General features: G+C 62.0%; 18 protein-coding genes and 1 tRNA gene. 18 read left to right on the top strand and 1 reads right to left on the bottom strand.

Annotated features, from left to right (window positions below):
- The first annotated feature begins 186 nt into the window (after positions 1-186).
- From petA to GQO94_RS09060, 3 genes are read left to right on the top strand one after another with little or no spacing between them, the layout of a single operon-like run.
- The gene (gene petA, locus GQO94_RS09070; RefSeq protein ID WP_156840820.1) at positions 187-753 is read left to right on the top strand and encodes a ubiquinol-cytochrome c reductase iron-sulfur subunit; all 567 of its coding nucleotides are present in this window, start codon (positions 187-189) and stop codon (positions 751-753) included.
- Between the two features lie 11 nt (positions 754-764).
- Positions 765-2081 (top strand): cytochrome b, encoded by a 1317-nt coding sequence (locus tag GQO94_RS09065; protein WP_156840819.1) that lies wholly within the window; start codon positions 765-767, stop codon positions 2079-2081.
- 28 nt (positions 2082-2109) lie between these two features.
- Positions 2110-2958 (top strand): cytochrome c1, encoded by an 849-nt coding sequence (locus tag GQO94_RS09060; RefSeq protein ID WP_156840818.1) that lies wholly within the window; start codon positions 2110-2112, stop codon positions 2956-2958.
- 125 nt (positions 2959-3083) lie between these two features.
- On the opposite strand, the gene GQO94_RS09055 is transcribed toward GQO94_RS09060, so the two are convergent.
- Positions 3084-4439, bottom strand: coding sequence for a malonyl-CoA decarboxylase (locus GQO94_RS09055; RefSeq protein ID WP_232332844.1), 1356 nt, complete (start codon positions 4437-4439; stop codon positions 3084-3086).
- Positions 4440-4661: 222 nt separating this feature from the next.
- Here GQO94_RS09055 and GQO94_RS09050 point away from each other — a divergent pair.
- The 15 genes from GQO94_RS09050 (at position 4662) to GQO94_RS08980 (ending at position 17857) form a co-directional block, all read left to right on the top strand.
- Positions 4662-4735 (top strand) — tRNA-Gly (locus GQO94_RS09050).
- Positions 4736-4922: 187 nt separating this feature from the next.
- Entirely contained in the window at positions 4923-6155 is a 1233-nt protein-coding gene (locus tag GQO94_RS09045; RefSeq protein WP_156840817.1) for a tyrosine-type recombinase/integrase, read from the top strand.
- Positions 6156-6257: 102 nt separating this feature from the next.
- Positions 6258-6632 (top strand): hypothetical protein, encoded by a 375-nt coding sequence (locus GQO94_RS09040; protein WP_156840816.1) that lies wholly within the window; start codon positions 6258-6260, stop codon positions 6630-6632.
- Positions 6629-7183, top strand: coding sequence for a hypothetical protein (locus GQO94_RS21015; protein ID WP_232332843.1), 555 nt, complete (start codon positions 6629-6631; stop codon positions 7181-7183). The genes GQO94_RS09040 and GQO94_RS21015 overlap by 4 nt, the downstream gene beginning before the upstream one ends.
- A gap of 97 nt (positions 7184-7280) precedes the next feature.
- Complete coding sequence (locus GQO94_RS09030; RefSeq protein ID WP_156840815.1) at positions 7281-7574, top strand: hypothetical protein; 294 nt, start codon at positions 7281-7283, stop codon at positions 7572-7574.
- A 927-nt stretch (positions 7575-8501) separates the two neighbouring features.
- Positions 8502-9149 (top strand): hypothetical protein, encoded by a 648-nt coding sequence (locus GQO94_RS09025; RefSeq protein WP_156840814.1) that lies wholly within the window; start codon positions 8502-8504, stop codon positions 9147-9149.
- 63 nt (positions 9150-9212) lie between these two features.
- The gene (locus GQO94_RS09020; RefSeq protein ID WP_156840813.1) at positions 9213-9398 is read left to right on the top strand and encodes a helix-turn-helix domain-containing protein; all 186 of its coding nucleotides are present in this window, start codon (positions 9213-9215) and stop codon (positions 9396-9398) included.
- Entirely contained in the window at positions 9395-9724 is a 330-nt protein-coding gene (locus GQO94_RS09015; RefSeq protein ID WP_156840812.1) for a hypothetical protein, read from the top strand. Before GQO94_RS09020 ends, GQO94_RS09015 begins: the two co-directional genes overlap by 4 nt.
- Before the next feature lie 104 nt (positions 9725-9828).
- Positions 9829-12372, top strand: a complete 2544-nt coding sequence (locus GQO94_RS09010; protein WP_156840811.1) for a DUF927 domain-containing protein — start codon at positions 9829-9831, stop codon at positions 12370-12372.
- Positions 12373-12913: 541 nt separating this feature from the next.
- Positions 12914-13465 carry a recombinase family protein gene (locus tag GQO94_RS09005; protein WP_156840810.1) on the top strand — a complete coding sequence of 184 codons (552 nt, stop codon included), beginning with the start codon at positions 12914-12916 and terminating at the stop codon, positions 13463-13465.
- Between the two features lie 378 nt (positions 13466-13843).
- The gene (locus tag GQO94_RS09000; RefSeq protein WP_156840809.1) at positions 13844-14665 is read left to right on the top strand and encodes a TIGR04255 family protein; all 822 of its coding nucleotides are present in this window, start codon (positions 13844-13846) and stop codon (positions 14663-14665) included.
- On the top strand, positions 14655-15191 hold the full coding sequence (locus tag GQO94_RS08995) for a hypothetical protein (protein ID WP_156840808.1): 537 nt from the start codon (positions 14655-14657) through the stop codon (positions 15189-15191). Before GQO94_RS09000 ends, GQO94_RS08995 begins: the two co-directional genes overlap by 11 nt.
- 13 nt (positions 15192-15204) lie before the next feature.
- The gene (locus GQO94_RS08990) at positions 15205-15615 is read left to right on the top strand and encodes a hypothetical protein (protein WP_156840807.1); all 411 of its coding nucleotides are present in this window, start codon (positions 15205-15207) and stop codon (positions 15613-15615) included.
- A 458-nt stretch (positions 15616-16073) separates the two neighbouring features.
- Positions 16074-16652, top strand: coding sequence for an ANTAR domain-containing response regulator (locus GQO94_RS08985; RefSeq protein ID WP_156840806.1), 579 nt, complete (start codon positions 16074-16076; stop codon positions 16650-16652).
- Positions 16649-17857 carry an ABC transporter substrate-binding protein gene (locus GQO94_RS08980; RefSeq protein ID WP_156840805.1) on the top strand — a complete coding sequence of 403 codons (1209 nt, stop codon included), beginning with the start codon at positions 16649-16651 and terminating at the stop codon, positions 17855-17857. The genes GQO94_RS08985 and GQO94_RS08980 overlap by 4 nt, the downstream gene beginning before the upstream one ends.
- Positions 17858-17974: the final 117 nt, after the last annotated feature.

The following is a 17974-nucleotide window of genomic DNA, read 5'->3' as shown; positions in this document are numbered from 1 at the left end:
ATGACCCAAAAAGGCGGTTGGCAGGTGCGTTTTTCGCGTCTATCAGCGCGCCAAGTCGGCATGCGTCCGGGCTTTTCACGTCCGACCGCCTGTTGAAATCCGGGGGTTACCACGCGCAGCGCGGTTTAAGTTTCCAGCCTGCGCGCGGGGTCGTCGGCAGGCATTGAGGCAAGGCAAGGTCGAACCATGGCAGAAGAAGCGATCACTGAATCTCCGGATACGGTGGCCGGAGACGGCGTGCGGCGTCGTGACTTCATCAATATTGCGGCAGTCAGCGCGGCCGGCGTCGCCGGCGTCGCGGTGCTGGTCCCGCTGATCAGCCAGATGGCGCCGTCGGCGGACGTGCTCGCCGCGAGCTCGACCGAGGTCGACATCTCGGCGATCCAGCCCGGGCAGGCGATCAAGGCGGTGTTCCGCAACCAGCCTGTCTTCGTGCGCAACCTGACGCCCAAGGAAATTGCCGCAGCCAACGCGGTCGACATCTCCTCGCTGCGCGATCCGCAGACGCTCGAGGAGCGCACTCTCGCGGGCAAGGAGAACTGGCTGATCACGATGGGCGTCTGCACCCATCTCGGCTGCGTCCCGCTTGGCGCCGGCGAAGGCGAGAACAAAGGCGAGTTCGGCGGTTATTTCTGCCCCTGCCACGGTTCTGCGTACGACACCGCCGCGCGCATCCGCAAAGGCCCTGCTCCCAAGAACCTCGAGGTTCCGGAGTACGCCTTCACGTCCGAAACCGTGGTCAAGATCGGCTGAGGTAGAAAATCATGAGCTTTCCCTGGGCCAAGCACTACACCCCGACCCATCCCTTCATGCAGTGGATGGACGAGAAGCTGCCGTTGCCGCGCCTCGTCTACAACTCGGTCGGGTCCGGCTATCCGGTGCCGCGCAACCTGAACTATTTCTGGAATTTCGGCTTCCTGGCGATGGCCTGCCTGATGCTTCAGATCGTGACCGGCATCGTGCTCGCCATGCACTATGCTGCGAACCAGGCGGTGGCGTTCACTTCGGTCGAGCACATCATGCGCGACGTCAACTGGGGCTGGATGCTGCGCTATGCGCACGCCAACGGCGCCTCCGCGTTCTTCGTGGTGATCTACATCCACATCTTCCGCGGCCTGTTCTACGGATCGTACAAGGCCCCGCGCGAGATGGTGTGGCTGCTCGGCGTGGTGATCTTCTTGCTGATGATGGCGACCGCGTTCATGGGCTACGTGCTGCCTTGGGGCCAGATGAGCTTCTGGGGCGCCAAGGTCATCACCGGCCTGTTCGGCGCGTTTCCCGTGGTTGGCGAGGGGATCCAGCAGTGGCTGCTCGGTGGCTTCGCCCCCGATAACGCCGCGCTCAATCGATTCTTCTCGCTGCACTATCTGCTGCCGTTCGTGATCGTCGGCGTGGTCGTGCTGCACATCTGGGCACTGCACATTCCGGGCTCGAACAATCCGACCGGGGTCGAGGTCAAGAGCGAGAGCGACACCGTTCCGTTCTTTCCCTACTACATCGCCAAGGACGGCTGGTTCATCGGCGCGGCCGCGCTGGTCTACTGCGTGTTCGTGTTCTTCATGCCGAACGCGCTGGGCCACCCGGACAACTACATTCCGGCCAATTCCATGAGCACGCCGGCGCTCATCGTTCCCGAATGGTATTTCTGGCCGTTCTACGCGATCCTGCGCGCGTTCACGTCGGACTTCTTCATCATCCCTGCGAAGCTGATGGGCGTGCTCGCGATGTTCTCCGCGATCCTCGTGTGGTTCTTCCTGCCTTGGCTCGATCGGTCGCCGGTTCGTTCGTCCGCGTATCGCCCGCTGTACCGCAAGTTCTTCTGGTTCGGCCTGATCCCGGCGGTGCTGCTGCTCGGCTATTGCGGCGGTGCCCACGCGGCGGAACCCTATCTGATGCTGAGCCAGATCGGTGCGTTCTACTACTTCGCGCACTTCCTGATCATCCTGCCGATCGTCTCCGCGATCGAGCGCCCCGATCCGCTGCCGTTCTCGATCACCGAGGCCGTGCTAGGGTCTGACGACAACGCCTTGCTCGGTACCGCGGAAGGCTCCCCGCACGACACGCCGGCTCCGGCCGCGTAAGCTACAGCAAGACGGAAAGACGGAAGCCATGGCACGTATCATCTCCATCCTCGTCGGGCTGTTCTTTACGGTCGCCCTGCTCTGGTCGTTCGGCAACGGTGCCTACCTCGCGATCACCGAGCCGGCACCGGCGACGGCCGAAGAGGAATTTCACAAGCACCCCAAGGACGTATCCTTCGCCAGCGACGGCCCGTTCGGCAAGTTCGACCGCCAGCAGCTCCAGCGCGGGTTCCAGGTCTACAAGGAAGTGTGCTCGGCCTGCCACTCGCTGCGACTGGTCGCCTTCCGCGATCTGCAGGCGCTCGGCTATTCGGAGCCCGAAGTGAAGGCGATCGCCGCCGGCTTCCAGGTTCCCGGGATCGATCCGGTCACGGGCGAGGACGCGCTGCGACCGGGCATGCCGACCGACTACTTCCCCAAGCCGTTCGCCAACGACGTTGCCGCGCGCGCTGCCAACAACAACGCGATTCCGCCTGATCTTTCGCTGATGACCAAGGCGCGTCACGATGGCAGTCGCTACGTCTACTCTTTGTTGACGGGTTATCAGGCTCAGCCGGCCGAGCTGCTGAAGGAATTTCCCGACGCCAAGACGCCCGCTGGCCTGCACTACAATCCGTACTTCGCGAATCTCAATCTCGCGATGGCGCCGCCGCTCTCGGGCGAAGGCCAGGTGTCCTACGAAGACGGCACCAAGCCGACCGTCGACCAGATGGCCAAGGACATCGCTGCGTTCCTCACTTGGACCGCGGAACCCAAGCTCGAGAAGCGCAAGCAGACCGGCTGGCCGGTGATCGGCTTCCTGCTTTTCGCGACCGTGCTGGGCTACATGTCCTACCGCACGATCTGGGCCGACAAGAAAAAGAAGAAGAAGGTCTGACCAAGGCTTTCTAGGAACGCTATCCTAGATGCGAAAAGGGCCCCGCCGTCACCAAGACGGCGGGGCCCTTTTTCGTTGGACTCGATCCCCCTCGCACCGCAACTGGAACAGCGCGTGGGGGGAGATCAGGCGGACACGGTATCCTTTGCCGCACTATCCTTCTTCTTTGCGTCCTTGCCTTCGTCGGCTTCGTCGACCAGCGCCTGCACCGACTTCGACGTTGCGACGGTTCCGAACTCGGTCAGCGCGAAGTGATTGGCCTCAATCTCGCCGAGATCGTAGACGTAGTTCACCATCACGCCATGCGCCTGGCGCTGCCCGTTCTCGGACAAATCGGCATTGGCGTGAATCGCCTCGAGTCGGGCGCCGTTGCCCAGATGGAAGCGCGCGACCGGATCCTTCGGCTGGCCGCCGCGGCCCTTGGCGGTCACGAGGTATTGCGCGGTCAGGGCGCGCAGATCCTTGGCCCCCGGCACGCTCTTCGCGTCTCCCCGCTCCTTCGACAGCCACTTGGCGAAACCCGGGACGGGAGAGAGCGTCGCAAAGGTCTTGAGGTGCGGCAATTCCTCGCGCAGCAGTCCGACGACGCGCTTGATGAGGTAATTGCCGAAAGGGATGCCGCGCAGACCTTCGCGACAATTGTTGATCGAATAGAAGATCGCGCAGGAGGCATCGCGCGGTTCGATCGGATCGCGCTCCTCGGCGATGATCTGGTGAATGCCGCTGGGCAAGCTGGTGGTGAGCGCCACTTCGATGAAGATCAGCGGATCGTCCATCATTTGCGGATGAAAGAAGCCGTAGCAGCGCCGATCGACCGGCTCGACGCGGCGGCGCAAGTCCTCCCAGCCATGGATCTCGTGCACTGCCTCATAGCGGATGATGCGTTCGAGGAGGGCGGCAGGCGAATCCCAATGGATCCGGCGCAGCTCGAGGAAGCCCGCGTTGAACCAAGTCGTGAAGGCGCTTTCCAGTTCGCGATCGAACGCCTTGAGGCCGGGTGCCTTGCCGGGCACGGCGAGCAGATCTTCGCGCATCCCGATCAGCCGCTGGGTGCCCTGCGGCGCCAGATTGAGGAGCCGGATCAGCTTCTGGCTCGGCGATTCGGTCGCACTGTGGAGGGCGCGGGCCGAATTCTCGTCGCGATTCTCGTGCCACAGCGCGATGGCCGACTCGATCGCCACCGTATCGGCGGGATGCGAATCGTGGATCTTGCCCAGGAATTCCTGCCGGGCGCTGGCATCGCTGGCCTCATAGAGATCGAAGAACGCCGACGCCAGCGCCGGGCCGGAGGCGCGACCGCGCAGCGACAGCAGCGCATCGGCCAGGTCGAGCAGGCTCTCGCCGCTTTCCGGGCGCGGGGCGATCCCGATCCCGCGCAGCAGCTTGCCAAGGCCGGAATTCATCAGCAGATCGAGCGGATTGCGCCGCCGCGCTCCCGCTGGACTCGCAGTCTTCGGTTTGCCCTTGGTCGTGGCATTCATATGCGCGTGCTTCCCCTCTTCGTGGTTCCGGAACAGATTCCTCGATCGCCATTCTATCACGAGTTGGCGCCAGTCACAGACCCACGCACCCCACGCGGGCCACGGATCGCCCGAGCGAGGATCCATTCGGGCCGGGCGATCCGGTGGTGCGGCGCCTCAGGTCAATCTGTGATTGACGCAAGGCCCATCAGCATGGCAAGCGCAGTCCGCCTCGGGCACTGCGCGGGTATAGCTTAGTGGTAAAGCTCCAGCCTTCCAAGCTGGCTATGCGGGTTCGATTCCCGCTACCCGCTCCACTTTCCAGTTCAGCCACGTCCGTATCTGTCTGGACATCCCGCCGAAATCGGCGGTATTTAGGGCCTATCAGGCCGCATTCGTTCGCCCGCGTTCAGATCTAGCCACCCGCTGATGGGGGTATGATTGGGGGAAGCCAAGAGATGCAGGGGGTACGATGCGCCACCCTGGGGGTACGTGAGGCGAACCATGGCGCTAACCGACATCGCGGTTCGACAGGCAAAACCGGCGGCAAAACAATATAAACTTGCGGATGGGGCTGGCCTTTACCTCCTGGTGACCCCAGCCGGCGGAAAGCTCTGGCGTCTCAAGTATCGCCTTGCTGGTAAAGAGAAGCTGATGGCCTTTGGGGCCTATCCCGAGATCAGCCTGGCCGATGCCCGAAAGCGGCGGGATGAAGCTCGCGAACAAATCGCCGCCAGCAAGGATCCGTCGCGGGAGAAGCGCCGCGCGAAGGTTCGGCAGCGGGCAGAGGCGATGAACACCTTCGCGATCATTTCTGCCGAATATTGTGCCAAGCGAAAGGCGGACGGGCAGGCCGGCTGGTCGCCAGCCACAGCCAAGCGCAGCGAATACCTGCTGTCCCGCCTGAATGCCGCCCTCGGCAGCTTGCCGATCGGCGAAATTGAACCAGCCGACATTCTGACTGCCGTCCGCAAGATCGAAGCCAAGGGAACGCTGGAGAGCGCCCGCCGGACACTGCAGCTCGCGGGCATGGTGTTCCGCTATGCGGTGGCCACGGCGCGGCTGGCTTCCGATCCTACGCGCGATCTGCGCGGGGCGCTGGCAACGCCCAAGGTGACGCACTACGCAGCCATTCTTGAGCCGGTGAAGGTCGGCGAGCTGCTGCGGGCGATAGACGGCTATGAGAGCCTTGGGATTACCCGGCTGGCGCTGCAACTGGCCCCCCACGTGTTCGTGCGGCCCGGCGAGCTGCGCCATGCCCGCTGGGATGAAATCGAGCTGGACGTGGCGCTGTGGACCATCCCAGCCGAGAAAACCAAGATGCGGAAGGATCACCGCGTCCCTCTGTCCCGGCAGGCCGTGGCGATCCTGCGAGAGATTCACGCCCTCACCGGCCCGGCTGGCTACGTCTTTCCCTCTGTCCGCACCCGTGCCCGCCCCATGAGCGAGAACACGTTGAATGCCGGGCTGAGGCGGCTGGGATATGCCAGCGATGAAATGACCGCTCATGGGTTCCGGGCCATGGCCGCAACGCTGCTGAATGAAAGCGGCAAGTGGCATCCAGACGCGATCGAGCGGGCGCTTGCCCATGGCGATGCCGACAAGGTGCGGGCCGCCTACACGCGAGGCGCTTACTGGAACGAGCGGGTGGAAATGGCCCAATGGTGGAGCGATCATCTCGATACGCTGCGCAAGGGCGCGGACGTTGTGCACTTCCCCGGCAGAGAGGCCGGATAGCTTCCGATCGGGCAGGCGGCCCGATTGGAACCGGGACAGCAGGGAGGGCCTAATCTCCCGGCTGTCCCTCACCAACAACCCGACTGAAAAGGAGTCGAGATTATGGCTAAGGCAAATCATAGCCCTTGCGATCCCCAACCGCATGCAATTCCTGATGCGATAGCGCCCGGTCTTGATCTGTTCGCGGCGGCTTGGCTCCAACAATGGGTTGAAGCTGGTGGGTCAGTCCTGCTTGCAGCCGACTACACGGCATCGCTTGGCTTCCCAGATTATTACAGCAGTCCTGCCTATGTTGAGGCTTCTGCCAATCTTTCGGCGGAGCAGCACGTCTGGCGAGACGCGCACTATCATGGCAAGATGCGCGGGCTTCTTGCTGCAATTCAGGCACTGCCTTGCGGATATCAGGCGATCGAAGCCCATATGCGCTCGCACGGGATGAGCAGCTATTTCGGCAAGATTGGCGCTGGCCGCTCATGACGCCGGTCGCGCAGGGCGGCCGTTTGCCATTGCGACCATTCGACCGACCGCCGGTTCATAAATTCGCCGCCAGCTTGGCGATGTCCACCGTGCACTCTGAGGCGGGTTGGTGGCTGGATCTCTACAGAAAGGCATTCCCGACGATGATTTCTGCCGTGTCGGTGCGCAACGATGGTTGGGCTCAGCGCGGCGGCATCGATCGCGTCATAACGCTCGCTTGCGGCCGCACTTATACGGTCGATGAAAAGGTGAGGGCCAACGAGTGGCGGGACATTCTGCTGGAACAGTGGAGCGATGAAGATCGCCGCAAGCCCGGCTGGGTCCAGAAGCCGCTGGCGTGTGACTTCATAGCCTACGCATTCGCACCTTCACGTCGAGCATATCTCTTGCCGGTGCCTCTTCTCCAGCGCGCTTGGCGAATGAACGGCAGGCGTTGGATCGAAATCTACGGGCAACGCAGGGCGCAGAATGTTGGATTCGTCTCGACAAGTGTTCCTGTTCCCCTGGGTGTGCTTTCCCAGGCGCTGGTGCTGGCGATGCTCGTCGAATGATTGCCGCATCGCACACGCAAACAAGAGCACGCATCGTGCCAATCAATCGAGCGAAAGGTTCCGGGATATGAGCAAGTGGGATGCAGCGCAGGTGGCATTGGAGATCGCCCGCGATTTCGAGGAGGCGTATAGCCAAGGGGAATGGTTGCTTCACTATCAGGCCCAGACGTCCGGCGGTCCGGCGATACCTGATGCGTTCGAGGCCGAAGCTGAGCGGCGCAGCGAGCTGCGCTGTGTGGCCGAAGATGTCTTGATCGCGGTCCCCTCGCCAGATTTGTCCACCGCGATCTGGAAAATTGAATATGCGCGCGAGCGATGGGTCGATTTCGAGGATTGGCCGGACACATGGTGGACGGCTGTCCTGTCCGATCTGCGGAGGTTCGCGCAATGACTGAGAAGCGCATCCCCGGTCTCCGGTCGCTGCGGCGCAAATGCCCTGCGAATGTCGTCATCCTTCCGACTGCGGCGGAGAGGAAAGTTCAACATTACTATGGTCGGAAGTACGTCGCTGCAAAGCGCGCGATGATCGCAAGCCAGCCCGTTGAATTCCCATATCAGCTACCGTTCTGGCGCGCGGCAGAACGAGAGGCTCAGTCGCCTGAGCTTCGGGCGGACGTACCGCCGTTCGATCCTAGCAACCCGGCCCACCTCCGGGCATGGGAAGCGCTATGGGATGCGAGGCGGCGGTTATGGCGTTCGGACCCAGAATAAGCCAGCCGCAAGGCGAGAGTGCGCTCGGCGGTGGGGGTGTGGGGATGCCACAAGCGCGCGGCATTCCATGGCAATTCGAGGCCTGGCCGGGCGAGCTGGAGGCAAAAGGGGGGGAGGCCAAAAGTCCTGAGCCATCCCTTTGGTCTGACCGCTGTCCCCCTCATCGGCAGATTTATTTTTCGCTCGCTGCAATTTCCGGACAGCGACCTGGAGAAGTGGCGGACAGGCGGGCCGGGTGAGGTCAGCCAAGCAGGTGGGGCTTTCGCCAATCCAATTCAGTCGCCGCGCCGCCGCTGCTGACATCTCCGCCCGAACTGGGCGCATTCGCAATATGGTTTTGAGATCCTACGAGAGAGGCCGGAAAAGGGCCGATTTTTTCCCATTATGCGAGTGGCATTCGGGAAGCTATATTTATGGCGGGAACCTTGGGAACATGGGAACAAGGTATGTCAAACAGGCAGAATGTCGGGCTCTCGGATGAAACGATCATGTTCCCAAGCCGTCAGGACGCTTTGGGAACATGGGAACAGAAATGCCCGATGCCGATGGCTGAAAATCCGCGCGCATGTGGCTCCCCCCTGCCCCCTCGATCCGGCGACCGAGGTTGATGCCTTGTGCTGCCCCGCTTGCGCCAAGGCGTGAGATCAGGCTCGACACCGACGACCTGATAGCTGGCGCGCAGATACTGGCCTGGATAGCCATGCCGCACCGTCCCCAATCTGGCGTGCATCTGTTGGAGCAATGGTGCTGGGCGCGACGGCGCTACCGTGGTGAAAGCGTTCCGATCCTGCCATACAACCTGAGCAAGCAAAGCCGGATCACTGTTCAGCTCGCACAGTTCAATAGACGGGTGCTAGAGGGCTTTCACGCAGGTTTGTGGTTTGATCGGCGGTGCAACGCCGCACTGCCTGCCAATCAAGGCCCGATCCTCACTGCAATACGCAGCATGGGCGCATCGACGCGGGCGTTGGCGAGGTCGTATGCGGCTCGGCATGGCGTCGAACAGGGGAATGCAATCCGGGCCATTTGGTCAAAGCGCAAGCCGGTTTTGCACCTTGCATCGGCAACTGTTGAAGTGTTGTGCTCACATTATGCCGGTGAGGATCGCCGCGGCTTTGACTTGGAGCGCATGGTCTTCTGGCCCAACTGGGTTTCTGAGACGATTGAGCTAGCGGAGCAGACGGCGAGGCACAGCTCGCGATTCGGCGCATTCCGCCTTTCAGACTTTTACCGGTTCCATCGGGACAGTTTTTGACATCACCCCTGCGTCGTAGCGGCGCGTACTGATCCGAACTCCCATGAACAAGGGAGTTCGAGAATGAACGATACATCACAGGCCGGACCTCTCGCCTATTCGATCAAAGAGGCTAGCCGCGCCACCTCGCTGGGCCGTACCCGGCTCTATCAACTGATTGCCACTGGGCGGCTGGAAGTCGTCAAGATCGGCAATCGCACGCTGATCCCTGCACATGCCCTCCATAAGCTGCTGGAGGGCGACCAATGATCGGAGAAAGCGGGGCCGTGCGGTCCGGGCGGATTGACTTCGGGCGGGTCAATCGGGCGGCGCTGTCCAATGCCAACGCGATTGTGCGGGGCCTGCTGCCCGAAGGGCGGCTGGAAGGGCACGAATGGGTTGCCCGCAACCCACTGCGCCCGGACAGGCGGCTGGGGAGCTTCAAGGTCAATGTCTCAACGGGCCGGTGGGCGGATTTCGCGACCGGTGACGGGGGAGGCGATCTGGTGAGCCTTGCTGCTTTCGTGGCGGGCTTGCCCCAGCGCGAGGCGGCCATCCGGCTTGCCGAATCCATGGGGGTGTCCCCGTGGGCGTAGGTGAGAAATCGGACGATCCATTCGCCAACGTCTCCAAATCTATTGCGGCTGGGGGCGATGTGCCAGCCGGAGAGGTGCCCGAACGCAAGAGCAAGGGTAGGGGCGTGCCCAAGCCCAAAGGCGAATGGGTCTGCCCGGTGCCAGCCGATGCGCCGCCAGCGCGCACCTCGCACAATCGGCTTGGCAAGCCTTCGGCCTCATGGGCCTATCGCGACGCCGAGGGGCGGGTGATGCAATGGGTTTGCCGGTTCGAACTCCCGGACGGGGGTAAGGAGACGCCGCCGCAGACCCTGTGGCGTGAAGGCGGGCGGCTGTCCTGGCGTTGGGCTGCGCCGCCAGTCCCTCGCCCGTTCTATGGGCTGGATCGGCTCGCGGTGGCTCCAGCCGCGCCCGTGCTGCTTGTCGAAGGGGAAAAGACAGCGGACGCGGCGGCAGAGCTGTTTCCGGACTTTGCGGTTGTCACCTGGTCCGGTGGGTCAAAGGCAGTCGGCAAGGCTGATTGGGGGCCGCTGGCGGGCCGCAGGGTGGTCATTGTCCCCGATGCCGACATGCCGGGCCGGGAAGCCGCGCAGGCCGTTTTCAAGGCAGTCCTGGCGGCTGGGGCGGAGGGTGCCGCAATCGTCCGGCTCCCAGCCACGCTGCCTGACAGGTGGGATTGTGCCGATCCGTTCCCGCCGGGCTTTACCTTCGCCGACCTGCTGGGTCTGATCGGGTCGGCGCTCGATACCGCCAGCGCTGGGCAGATTGCGGACGTTCCCGGCTATTCGCTGGAGCCCGACGGCCTCTATTGGCACGAACCTGGAAAGGATGGTGCCGATCCGCGCGCTATTCGGTTGTCAGATCCCTTCGAAATCGCGGGCGAAGTGCGCAATGCCGAGGGTGATGATTGGGGATTGCTGGTCCGGTTTCGCGACCGCGATGGCGTGGCAAAGTCTATGACCGTGAAGCGGGCTGCTCTGGCGTCTGACGCGGGTGCTGTGCGTGCCATGCTGGCGGCGGGCGGGCTGCTCATCCTTTCCGCTACGGGCCAGAGCGACCGGTTCATTCGATACCTCCGCCACGTGACGCATAGCGCCCGCCTGACCTTGGCGGAGCGGACTGGCTGGAATGGCCGAGACCGCTTTGTCCTTCCCAACGCGGTCATTGCGCCGCCCGGAGCGGAAGCCGTGCATTTCGACGGGGCGGCCTCCGCCCTCAATTATCGGCAAAATGGAAGTCTCGATGGCTGGCGGCGCCATTTGGCGACGATCGCGCCGGGCAACAGTCGATTGGCATTTGCGATCTCGCTGGCCTTCGCGGGGCCGATTATGCGTTGGCTCGAAATGGAAGGCGGCGGGTTCCATTTTCGAGGTTCCTCCAGCACTGGCAAGACCTCGCTGGCCATGGCGGCTGGCAGTGTGTGGGGAGGTGGCGGACAGCTCGGTTTTGCATCGAGTTGGCGAGCGACCGGCAATGCTCTTGAGGGCGTTGCCCATGGGCATACCGAAACTCTGCTCTGCCTGGACGAGCTGGCGCTTGTCGATCCGCAGGAGGCTGGCAGCGCCGCCTATGCGCTTGCAAGTGGGCAAGGCAAGGCGAGGGCGCAACAGAGCGGGGCCTTGCGCCGTCGCGCCGAATGGCGAGTCATGGTGTGCAGCACAGGGGAAATCGGCCTTGCTGATCATATGCGCGCCGCGAAGCGAGCTGAACGCACAATGGCAGGGCAGGAATTGCGGCTGTTGGACATCCCAGCCGATGCCGGAGCGGGTATGGGCGCATGGGAGAGCCTGCACAATGTGGCCAGCCCAGCCGCCCTGTCCGACGCGATCAAATCAACTTGTGCGGCCCACTATGGGCATGCTGGGCCCGCCTTCGTGCGCGGCCTTGTTGCTGATCCCGAGCATTGGGAGCGAGAGGCTAAGCGGCTGGCAGCATCGTTTGTCGCGAAGGCGGCCTTGGAGGGGGATAGCGGGCAAGTGCATCGCGGGGCGTTTCGCTTCGCCGCCGTCTCTGCGGCTGGAGAGATGGCCTCAGCGCTGGGCATTGTTCCCTGGCGGGCGGGAGACGCTGAGGCAGCGGCGCTGGCATGTTTCAATGCCTGGGCAGTGGGATTCGGACGCACCGGGCTCCGAGAGCATCGGCAGATATTGGAGCGGGTGCGCAACGCGATCCAGACCGGGCAGTCCCGTTTCGCAGCGATCCCCAAGGCGCGATTGTCGTCGTTCTATGGGGAAGATCCCGACGAAAGCGCTGGGGCCAGTAATCGCGAAGGCGAGGCGCGGTCGCTGACAACGCTGGGCTTCTACCATGACATTGAACCGGGAAAGCCCTGTTATCTGTTCCACGATAGCGGCTGGGCAGAGATCCTCGCGGGTTTCGATCAGAAGGAAGCTGCCGGAGTGCTTCTGGAGCGTGGCTATCTCGTCGCGGGCGATGGCGGCCGGCCGAAACGAAAGCAGCGCGTGGGAGAGCAAAGCCGCCGTTTCTACACGGTGCGCGCCGCCATCCTTGATTGGGATGCTGGCGACCTGGATGGTGCCGGCGACAGTTCCTCGCCCGAAAGTCTGCCAGCCGAACCGCAGCCGTGGCGTTCCAGAGTCGATAACTTGCCTCCCGGCTGGGACGATTTCGACAGTGATGCCGATGGCATCGATCCGCTGGCTGACTGAGGAGCCAACGATGACAAAACGCAATGGCCAGCCGCAGTTTGATCTGTTCGAGCCAGCTCCGCCACCACCTCCCCGCCAGCGAGGCGGTATTCCCCGCCACGTGCCGACCGCTGAAAGCAAGCTGAAGGTCAGAGAGATGCAAGCGGCTGGAGAAACTCAGGAGGCCATAGCTCGCGCCCTCGGGATTGGGACCAGCACTCTGGCAAAGTACTACTTTCCCAGTGTCGTCTCTAATCCTCCCATGGGCAGGCGTAGGCATGCGCCGACCCCAGCGAGGCGGGACGTTGTCCGGCGCGCGATCCGCATTGGCCTGACGCAAGCGCAGGTTGCTCGGCTGCTCGGCATCACGGTGCCGACGCTTCGGTTGCACTACCGGGATGAGATGCTGGGGTAGGCCTCCCGTGTTCACTAAGGTGCACCCATAGAGTACGTGCACGTCGATTGCGAAAAGTGTTCACTTAGGGTCTATATCGAAGTTAGTTGACAATCTCGGGTAAGGGTCTTAGACCTTAGTGCACACCGCAAGCAGGGATGCACTCGAATGAGCATGATCGGATATGCCCGCGTATCGACCGCCAGCCAGTCGACCGAGATTCAGGTTGAAAAGCTGAAAGAGGCCGGTTGCAGCGTGATCCGTATGGAGAAGGTTTCTGGTCGCAGCCGAGAGGGTCGAACCGAGTTGGAAACGGTGATGGACTTCATCCAAGCCGGCGACACGCTGGTTGTTGCGAAGCTTGACCGCCTTGGACGCTCAACTCGGGACGTGCTCAACTTGGTGCACGATCTGGAGGAGCGAGGAGCCGCGTTGCGCGTGCTGGAACCGGATATCGATACTAAGGGCCCCATGGGTAAGGTTGTGCTCACGGTCCTCGGTATGGTCTCCGAAATGGAGCTCGGCTTCATTCGCGAGCGGCAGAAGGACGGTATAGAGAAGGCGAAAGCTGAGGGGCGCTACAATGGCCGACCGGCAACGTTGGACGCTGCTGCAATCCAGAACATGAAAGCCAGCGGGCTTGGTGTGACGGAGATCGCCCGCCGCCTGAGTTGTTCACGCAGCGCGGTCTACAAGATCTTGAATGCCGCCCTTGCGTAGGGGTGTTGGCCGCTGGCCCCCACCGAGGGCGTAAGGCTGTTCCCAAGTGCTTTGACTGGGGACAGCCTTTCTCATTTTCGGGAACACGCTTTCACTCGTAAAATCGGGCTTTTGCCGGGCATGTTCCCAGTTTCCCGCTGTTCCCGGCATTTGGAGAGCAATCCCACAACGCCAGCGAGCCAGCCGAGCTGACCCGGTTCTGGCCGGAAGTCTCAGGGCCTTTTGTACGTTTACTTTTCTCCCGCTGCACTGTGGTATTTGAGACTCAGTTGACAGACCCCATATTAACGAGTCAACAAGCCGCCAGACCAGGCGGCGTCAGGAGCAATCCTGCGCCGTCTGTCGATTCTGACGGCACGAATTTAGTTAGGATCGCATGTGACGCCGATCAGGCCAAACTTTGAGCGCCCACCCCTGCAGGAGCAGGCGATTTCAATTGTTTTTCAGCCTCTCGATAAATTTCGGATCGTCGACTACGGCCTGTTTTGGGCCGAGGTGGCAGGCGAGTTTCCCGAAGTCACGACCGATGTTCCACTAGAGGCACCTGTCGAGCAGTTCGATAATTTTCGTCCGACGGAAATGTCATTCCAGTTGCTCAAGGTGCCGCCCATCCCTCGCGCGATGTTCCGGAATCCGAATAACGGCGAACTGGTTCAGCTTCAGAACAATCGCTTTGGGTTCAACTGGGCAAAGGTGGGGGACCAGTCATATCCGAGGTCAGAACCTCTGATGGCACGATTCAAGGCGTTGTTCGCGCGATTTGCCGCCTACGCACGCAAGCAGGATTTAGGCGAGTTTGTCCTAAAACAGTGCGAACTGACAAATCTGAACGTCATCCCAGTTTCCGATTTTGGGACCGGTTTTTCGGACGTGCCCAACGCTCTGCGCGTTGACGCCCTGGACTTAGGTCTGCCTAATGTTCAGTCAGAGATTTTCGAGCGATCTCGCCAGCACAAGATCCTTGGCGATGACGGCCAGCCCATAGGCCGGCTCCATACAGTGCTGGCACCCGTCGTCTCAAATATCGATAACTCTCAGGGCATCCGATATGAGCTGACTGCTCGAAGCGCACCGAACATTCGATCGCTTGAGGATGCTGAACAATTCTTTGAAATAGCGCGGAACGCGATAAATGGCGCATTCATGGCATCGGTCACAGATGCCATGAAAGAGCGGTGGGGAGAGCAACATGGCGTCTAATGCTGCACAGGTGGACGGGGTCTGGGACCAACCTGCCCAGGCCAATAATGCCCATGGGTATATGCAAGCCGATCTGAAGTTTCGCTCGCCTGCAGCACGCAAGCGCCAGCCGGTGCTGACGCCGGTGACATTGGACGTGCTTGGCGTTGAGATCACGTGGACGCCAGACGGCCGAGAGTTTCCGCCTATGATTCTCGCGGCGATCGAGCGCCTTTATACGATCCAAGGACTGGAGGGCGGCTGGGATAGCTATGGCGGCCAGACCCTCGATAAGACCATCGTTGCTCCGGTCCTGAAATTCCTATTACTCAGCCATCATCGAGGTAGCCCGTGCCCGAGACTCACGCCGCTTAGTAGTGGTGGGATCGGCTTGCGCTGGGAAACCCCGGAAAAGGAAATCGACTTAGACATACAACCAGGCGGGACTTTCGAGTTTACCGTCGAGGATGTCGCCTCTGGCGAGATTCACGAATATCCCGTGAACACTCCAGAGGAAGCGGAGTTGATTTTCGAAGCATCGCTTTGAGGTTGGCCGCCCGGTGGAGGATTTGCCTGCCTGGGTTGTCGACGATGCGGAGATCGCCGGGCCAATCAGGCTCCTTCGGCGCGTACCGGAATTGCTGGTTCATTCCGGCCGGATCGAAAAGAGCGTCTTCGACGAGCGAGCGCCGGGCTGTGGCTTGTCCGTAACGATCTGGGAAGCTCCTGGCGACCTGGAGGACATCCTTCGCCGTCACGAAGATTTCAGCGTCGTTTGCGTGCCAGCTTCCGCCTTTCGCGAGCACAACGTCATTATCTCGCGAGCACCGCTGGTCGGCAATCTCAATCACTGCGAGATTTTTCCGCGCATGACCGGCGGCCCACAGAAGAGGCTTCGCGCAGCGGCTAGATGGGTAAGCTATGCCGATTGGGTTTTGCCCGAGCACCGAGAGGATCTGGAGACGTTCTGAAAATGTCGATCTCCATCCGGATCGTTTCAACTACTGTACCATTCTACCCACTCGGTCTGGGGGTACTATTGGGGGTATGCTGATAGTGTGCCGCTGGATGATTATCGAAAATCAGCCAATATCAAGGCACTTTGCGGTTCCCGCTACCCTCCAGCCGCCACTTCCGCGGACATCCCATAAAGTGTATAAAACCCCTGGGAAACGGGCGCTTTTTGCGCTTCGTCTGTCCAGAGCTGTCTACAAATTTCCATCACCATCCGCGCTGAGCGGGGGCCATTCTGGGAAGTTGTCGAACTCTGAGCAGAGGCGTGGCCCCATCGAGGGGCCACGCGCCGATGCGGAGGTGATTGCTCGATCATCAACCCCTGGGAGCGATGTTACTGATGGTCGCATCGACGGGGTTAATGGCGCTATCCCAAGGGCATTGCTCACTGCGATGTTGCAATGCAATATACGGCATGCGTGTCGCCGTCATTGATGAAAGTCCCTCGCGCGCTGCCGTGATCCGCGAGGGTCTGGCCGCGCTGACGGACTGTGAAGTCTTCGTGCTGACCGAACGGCGCGGCCTGATTGCGCGCATTGCCGAGATCGACCCGGATATCGTGCTGATGGACTTGGGAAATCCCTCGCGCGATGTGCTCGAGGAATACTTTACCGTCAGCCGCGTGCTGGCCCGCCCGATCGCGATGTTCGTGGACCAGTCCGATGACGAATCGATCGTCGCCTCGGTCGAGGCCGGGGTTTCGTCCTATGTCGTGAACGGTCTTGCACCGCAGCGTATCCGGGCGATCGTCGATCTGGCGGTGACACGGTTCAATGCCTTTTCCCGGCTGCAGCGCGATCTCGAGACGGCGAAGGGCAAGCTCGCCGATCGCGAGACGGTGGACCGGGCAAAGCGCATCTTGATGGACTCGCGCGGGCTTGCGGAACCCCAGGCCTACGCGGAATTGCGCAGTACGGCGATGAACCAAGGCAAGCGCATTGCCGAAATCGCCGAGGCGATCGTCACGGCGCACAAGATGATGGGACGGGCATGACGAACGAACTGGCCATCGGCTTCTTGCCGCTCGTGGATGCCTGCCTGCCGATCCTCGCAGCCGAACACGGGTTCGCCGAGGCAGAAGGGCTGTCGCTCCGGCTGGTCAGGGACATGAGTTGGGCCACCGTGCTCGATCGCCTGCTCTATGGACATTCCGATGCGGCGCACATGGTGGCGCCGCTTGCGATCGCGACGACGCTGGGAAGAGGCCGTCCCGCACAGCCCTTGTCGGTGCCGTTCGTGCTCGGGCTCAACGGCAATGCAGTGACGCTGCGGCCCGAAATCGCGCAAGCCATCCGGCCCGAGCGCGGGATCGGCGATCCCAAGGCGCTGGGGGCAGCGCTGCGGACGATCGCGCTCGAACGCAAGGCTGCAGGACATCCGCTCAGGTTCGGCGTGGTGCATCGCTACTCCAGCCACAACTACATGCTGCGCTATTGGCTGGCCGCTTGCGGTATCCGGCCCGACCAGGACGTCGAGATCACGACCGTGGCACCCCCGTTCTGCGCCGATGCGCTGGCGCAGGGCGAGGTCGACGGCATCTGCGTGGGCGAACCGTGGAACTCGGTCGCGGTGGAACAGGGGGCGGGCGAGATCGTCCTCGCCACGGCGCAGATCTGGCGGCGCGGGGTGGAGAAGGTCCTGGCGATGCGCGAGGCCGTGCTAGAGGAGAAGCGCGACCAGATCCATCGTCTCATCCGAGCGCTGTGCAAGGCGGCGGCGCATTTCGTCGACCCGGCCAACTTCGAGATCAATTCCAGAGTGCTGGCGCGGCCCGAATATATCGACGGCAGCCCCGAACTGATCCGGCGAGCGATCTCCGACCGGATTCTCGTCGCGCGGGGCGGAGAGCTGGCGCACTATCCCGATTTCATGTTTCAGTACCGCGAGGCGGCGACCTTTCCATGGGTCAGCCAGGCGGAATGGCTCTACACCCAGATGGTGCGCTGGGACGGGACTCCCTTCGATGCGCAAGAGGCGGCCAAGGCAGCCGCGGTGTTCCGGCCCGACGTCTACCGCGAGGCGCTTTCCGGCACGGACGAGCCGCTGCCGGGCGCGAGTTCGAAAATCGAGGGCAGCCTTGCACAGCGCACTGCGGTGGGCACCCAGCAAGGTGCTATCGTATTGGAACCGAACCGATTTTTCGATGGGAGGATCTTCGATCCGCTGGATATCGAAGGCTATGTAAACGCGCTCGATTGAGGGGCCAGTTCTGCTGCATCGCAAAAAGAGCTTTACGCAGCCGTACCGAATCACCTATTACGACTCCATCGCAGCTCGATCGGCGTCCAAGGACGGACGCTTTGGAAACCGAGCCGC

Source organism: Novosphingobium aquimarinum (genome assembly GCF_009746585.1).
GTDB classification, from domain to species: Bacteria; Pseudomonadota; Alphaproteobacteria; order Sphingomonadales; family Sphingomonadaceae; genus Novosphingobium; species Novosphingobium aquimarinum.
The sequence above is the reverse complement of the archived record's forward strand: the minus strand, read 5'-3'. Positions and strand labels throughout refer to the sequence as shown.

What these genes read in the sequence shown, in the direction of transcription:
- petA (WP_156840820.1), top strand. Translation starts at nt 187, where the DNA reads ATGGCAGAAGAAGCGATCACTGAATCTCCGGATACGGTGGCCGGAGAC.
- GQO94_RS09065 (WP_156840819.1), top strand. Translation starts at nt 765, where the DNA reads ATGAGCTTTCCCTGGGCCAAGCACTACACCCCGACCCATCCCTTCATG.
- GQO94_RS09060 (WP_156840818.1), top strand. Translation starts at nt 2,110, where the DNA reads ATGGCACGTATCATCTCCATCCTCGTCGGGCTGTTCTTTACGGTCGCC.
- GQO94_RS09055 (WP_232332844.1), bottom strand. Translation starts at nt 4,439, where the DNA reads ATGAATGCCACGACCAAGGGCAAACCGAAGACTGCGAGTCCAGCGGGA.
- GQO94_RS09045 (WP_156840817.1), top strand. Translation starts at nt 4,923, where the DNA reads ATGGCGCTAACCGACATCGCGGTTCGACAGGCAAAACCGGCGGCAAAA.
- GQO94_RS09040 (WP_156840816.1), top strand. Translation starts at nt 6,258, where the DNA reads ATGGCTAAGGCAAATCATAGCCCTTGCGATCCCCAACCGCATGCAATT.
- GQO94_RS21015 (WP_232332843.1), top strand. Translation starts at nt 6,629, where the DNA reads ATGACGCCGGTCGCGCAGGGCGGCCGTTTGCCATTGCGACCATTCGAC.
- GQO94_RS09025 (WP_156840814.1), top strand. Translation starts at nt 8,502, where the DNA reads ATGCCTTGTGCTGCCCCGCTTGCGCCAAGGCGTGAGATCAGGCTCGAC.
- GQO94_RS09020 (WP_156840813.1), top strand. Translation starts at nt 9,213, where the DNA reads ATGAACGATACATCACAGGCCGGACCTCTCGCCTATTCGATCAAAGAG.
- GQO94_RS09015 (WP_156840812.1), top strand. Translation starts at nt 9,395, where the DNA reads ATGATCGGAGAAAGCGGGGCCGTGCGGTCCGGGCGGATTGACTTCGGG.
- GQO94_RS09005 (WP_156840810.1), top strand. Translation starts at nt 12,914, where the DNA reads ATGAGCATGATCGGATATGCCCGCGTATCGACCGCCAGCCAGTCGACC.
- GQO94_RS08995 (WP_156840808.1), top strand. Translation starts at nt 14,655, where the DNA reads ATGGCGTCTAATGCTGCACAGGTGGACGGGGTCTGGGACCAACCTGCC.
- GQO94_RS08985 (WP_156840806.1), top strand. Translation starts at nt 16,074, where the DNA reads ATGCGTGTCGCCGTCATTGATGAAAGTCCCTCGCGCGCTGCCGTGATC.
- GQO94_RS08980 (WP_156840805.1), top strand. Translation starts at nt 16,649, where the DNA reads ATGACGAACGAACTGGCCATCGGCTTCTTGCCGCTCGTGGATGCCTGC.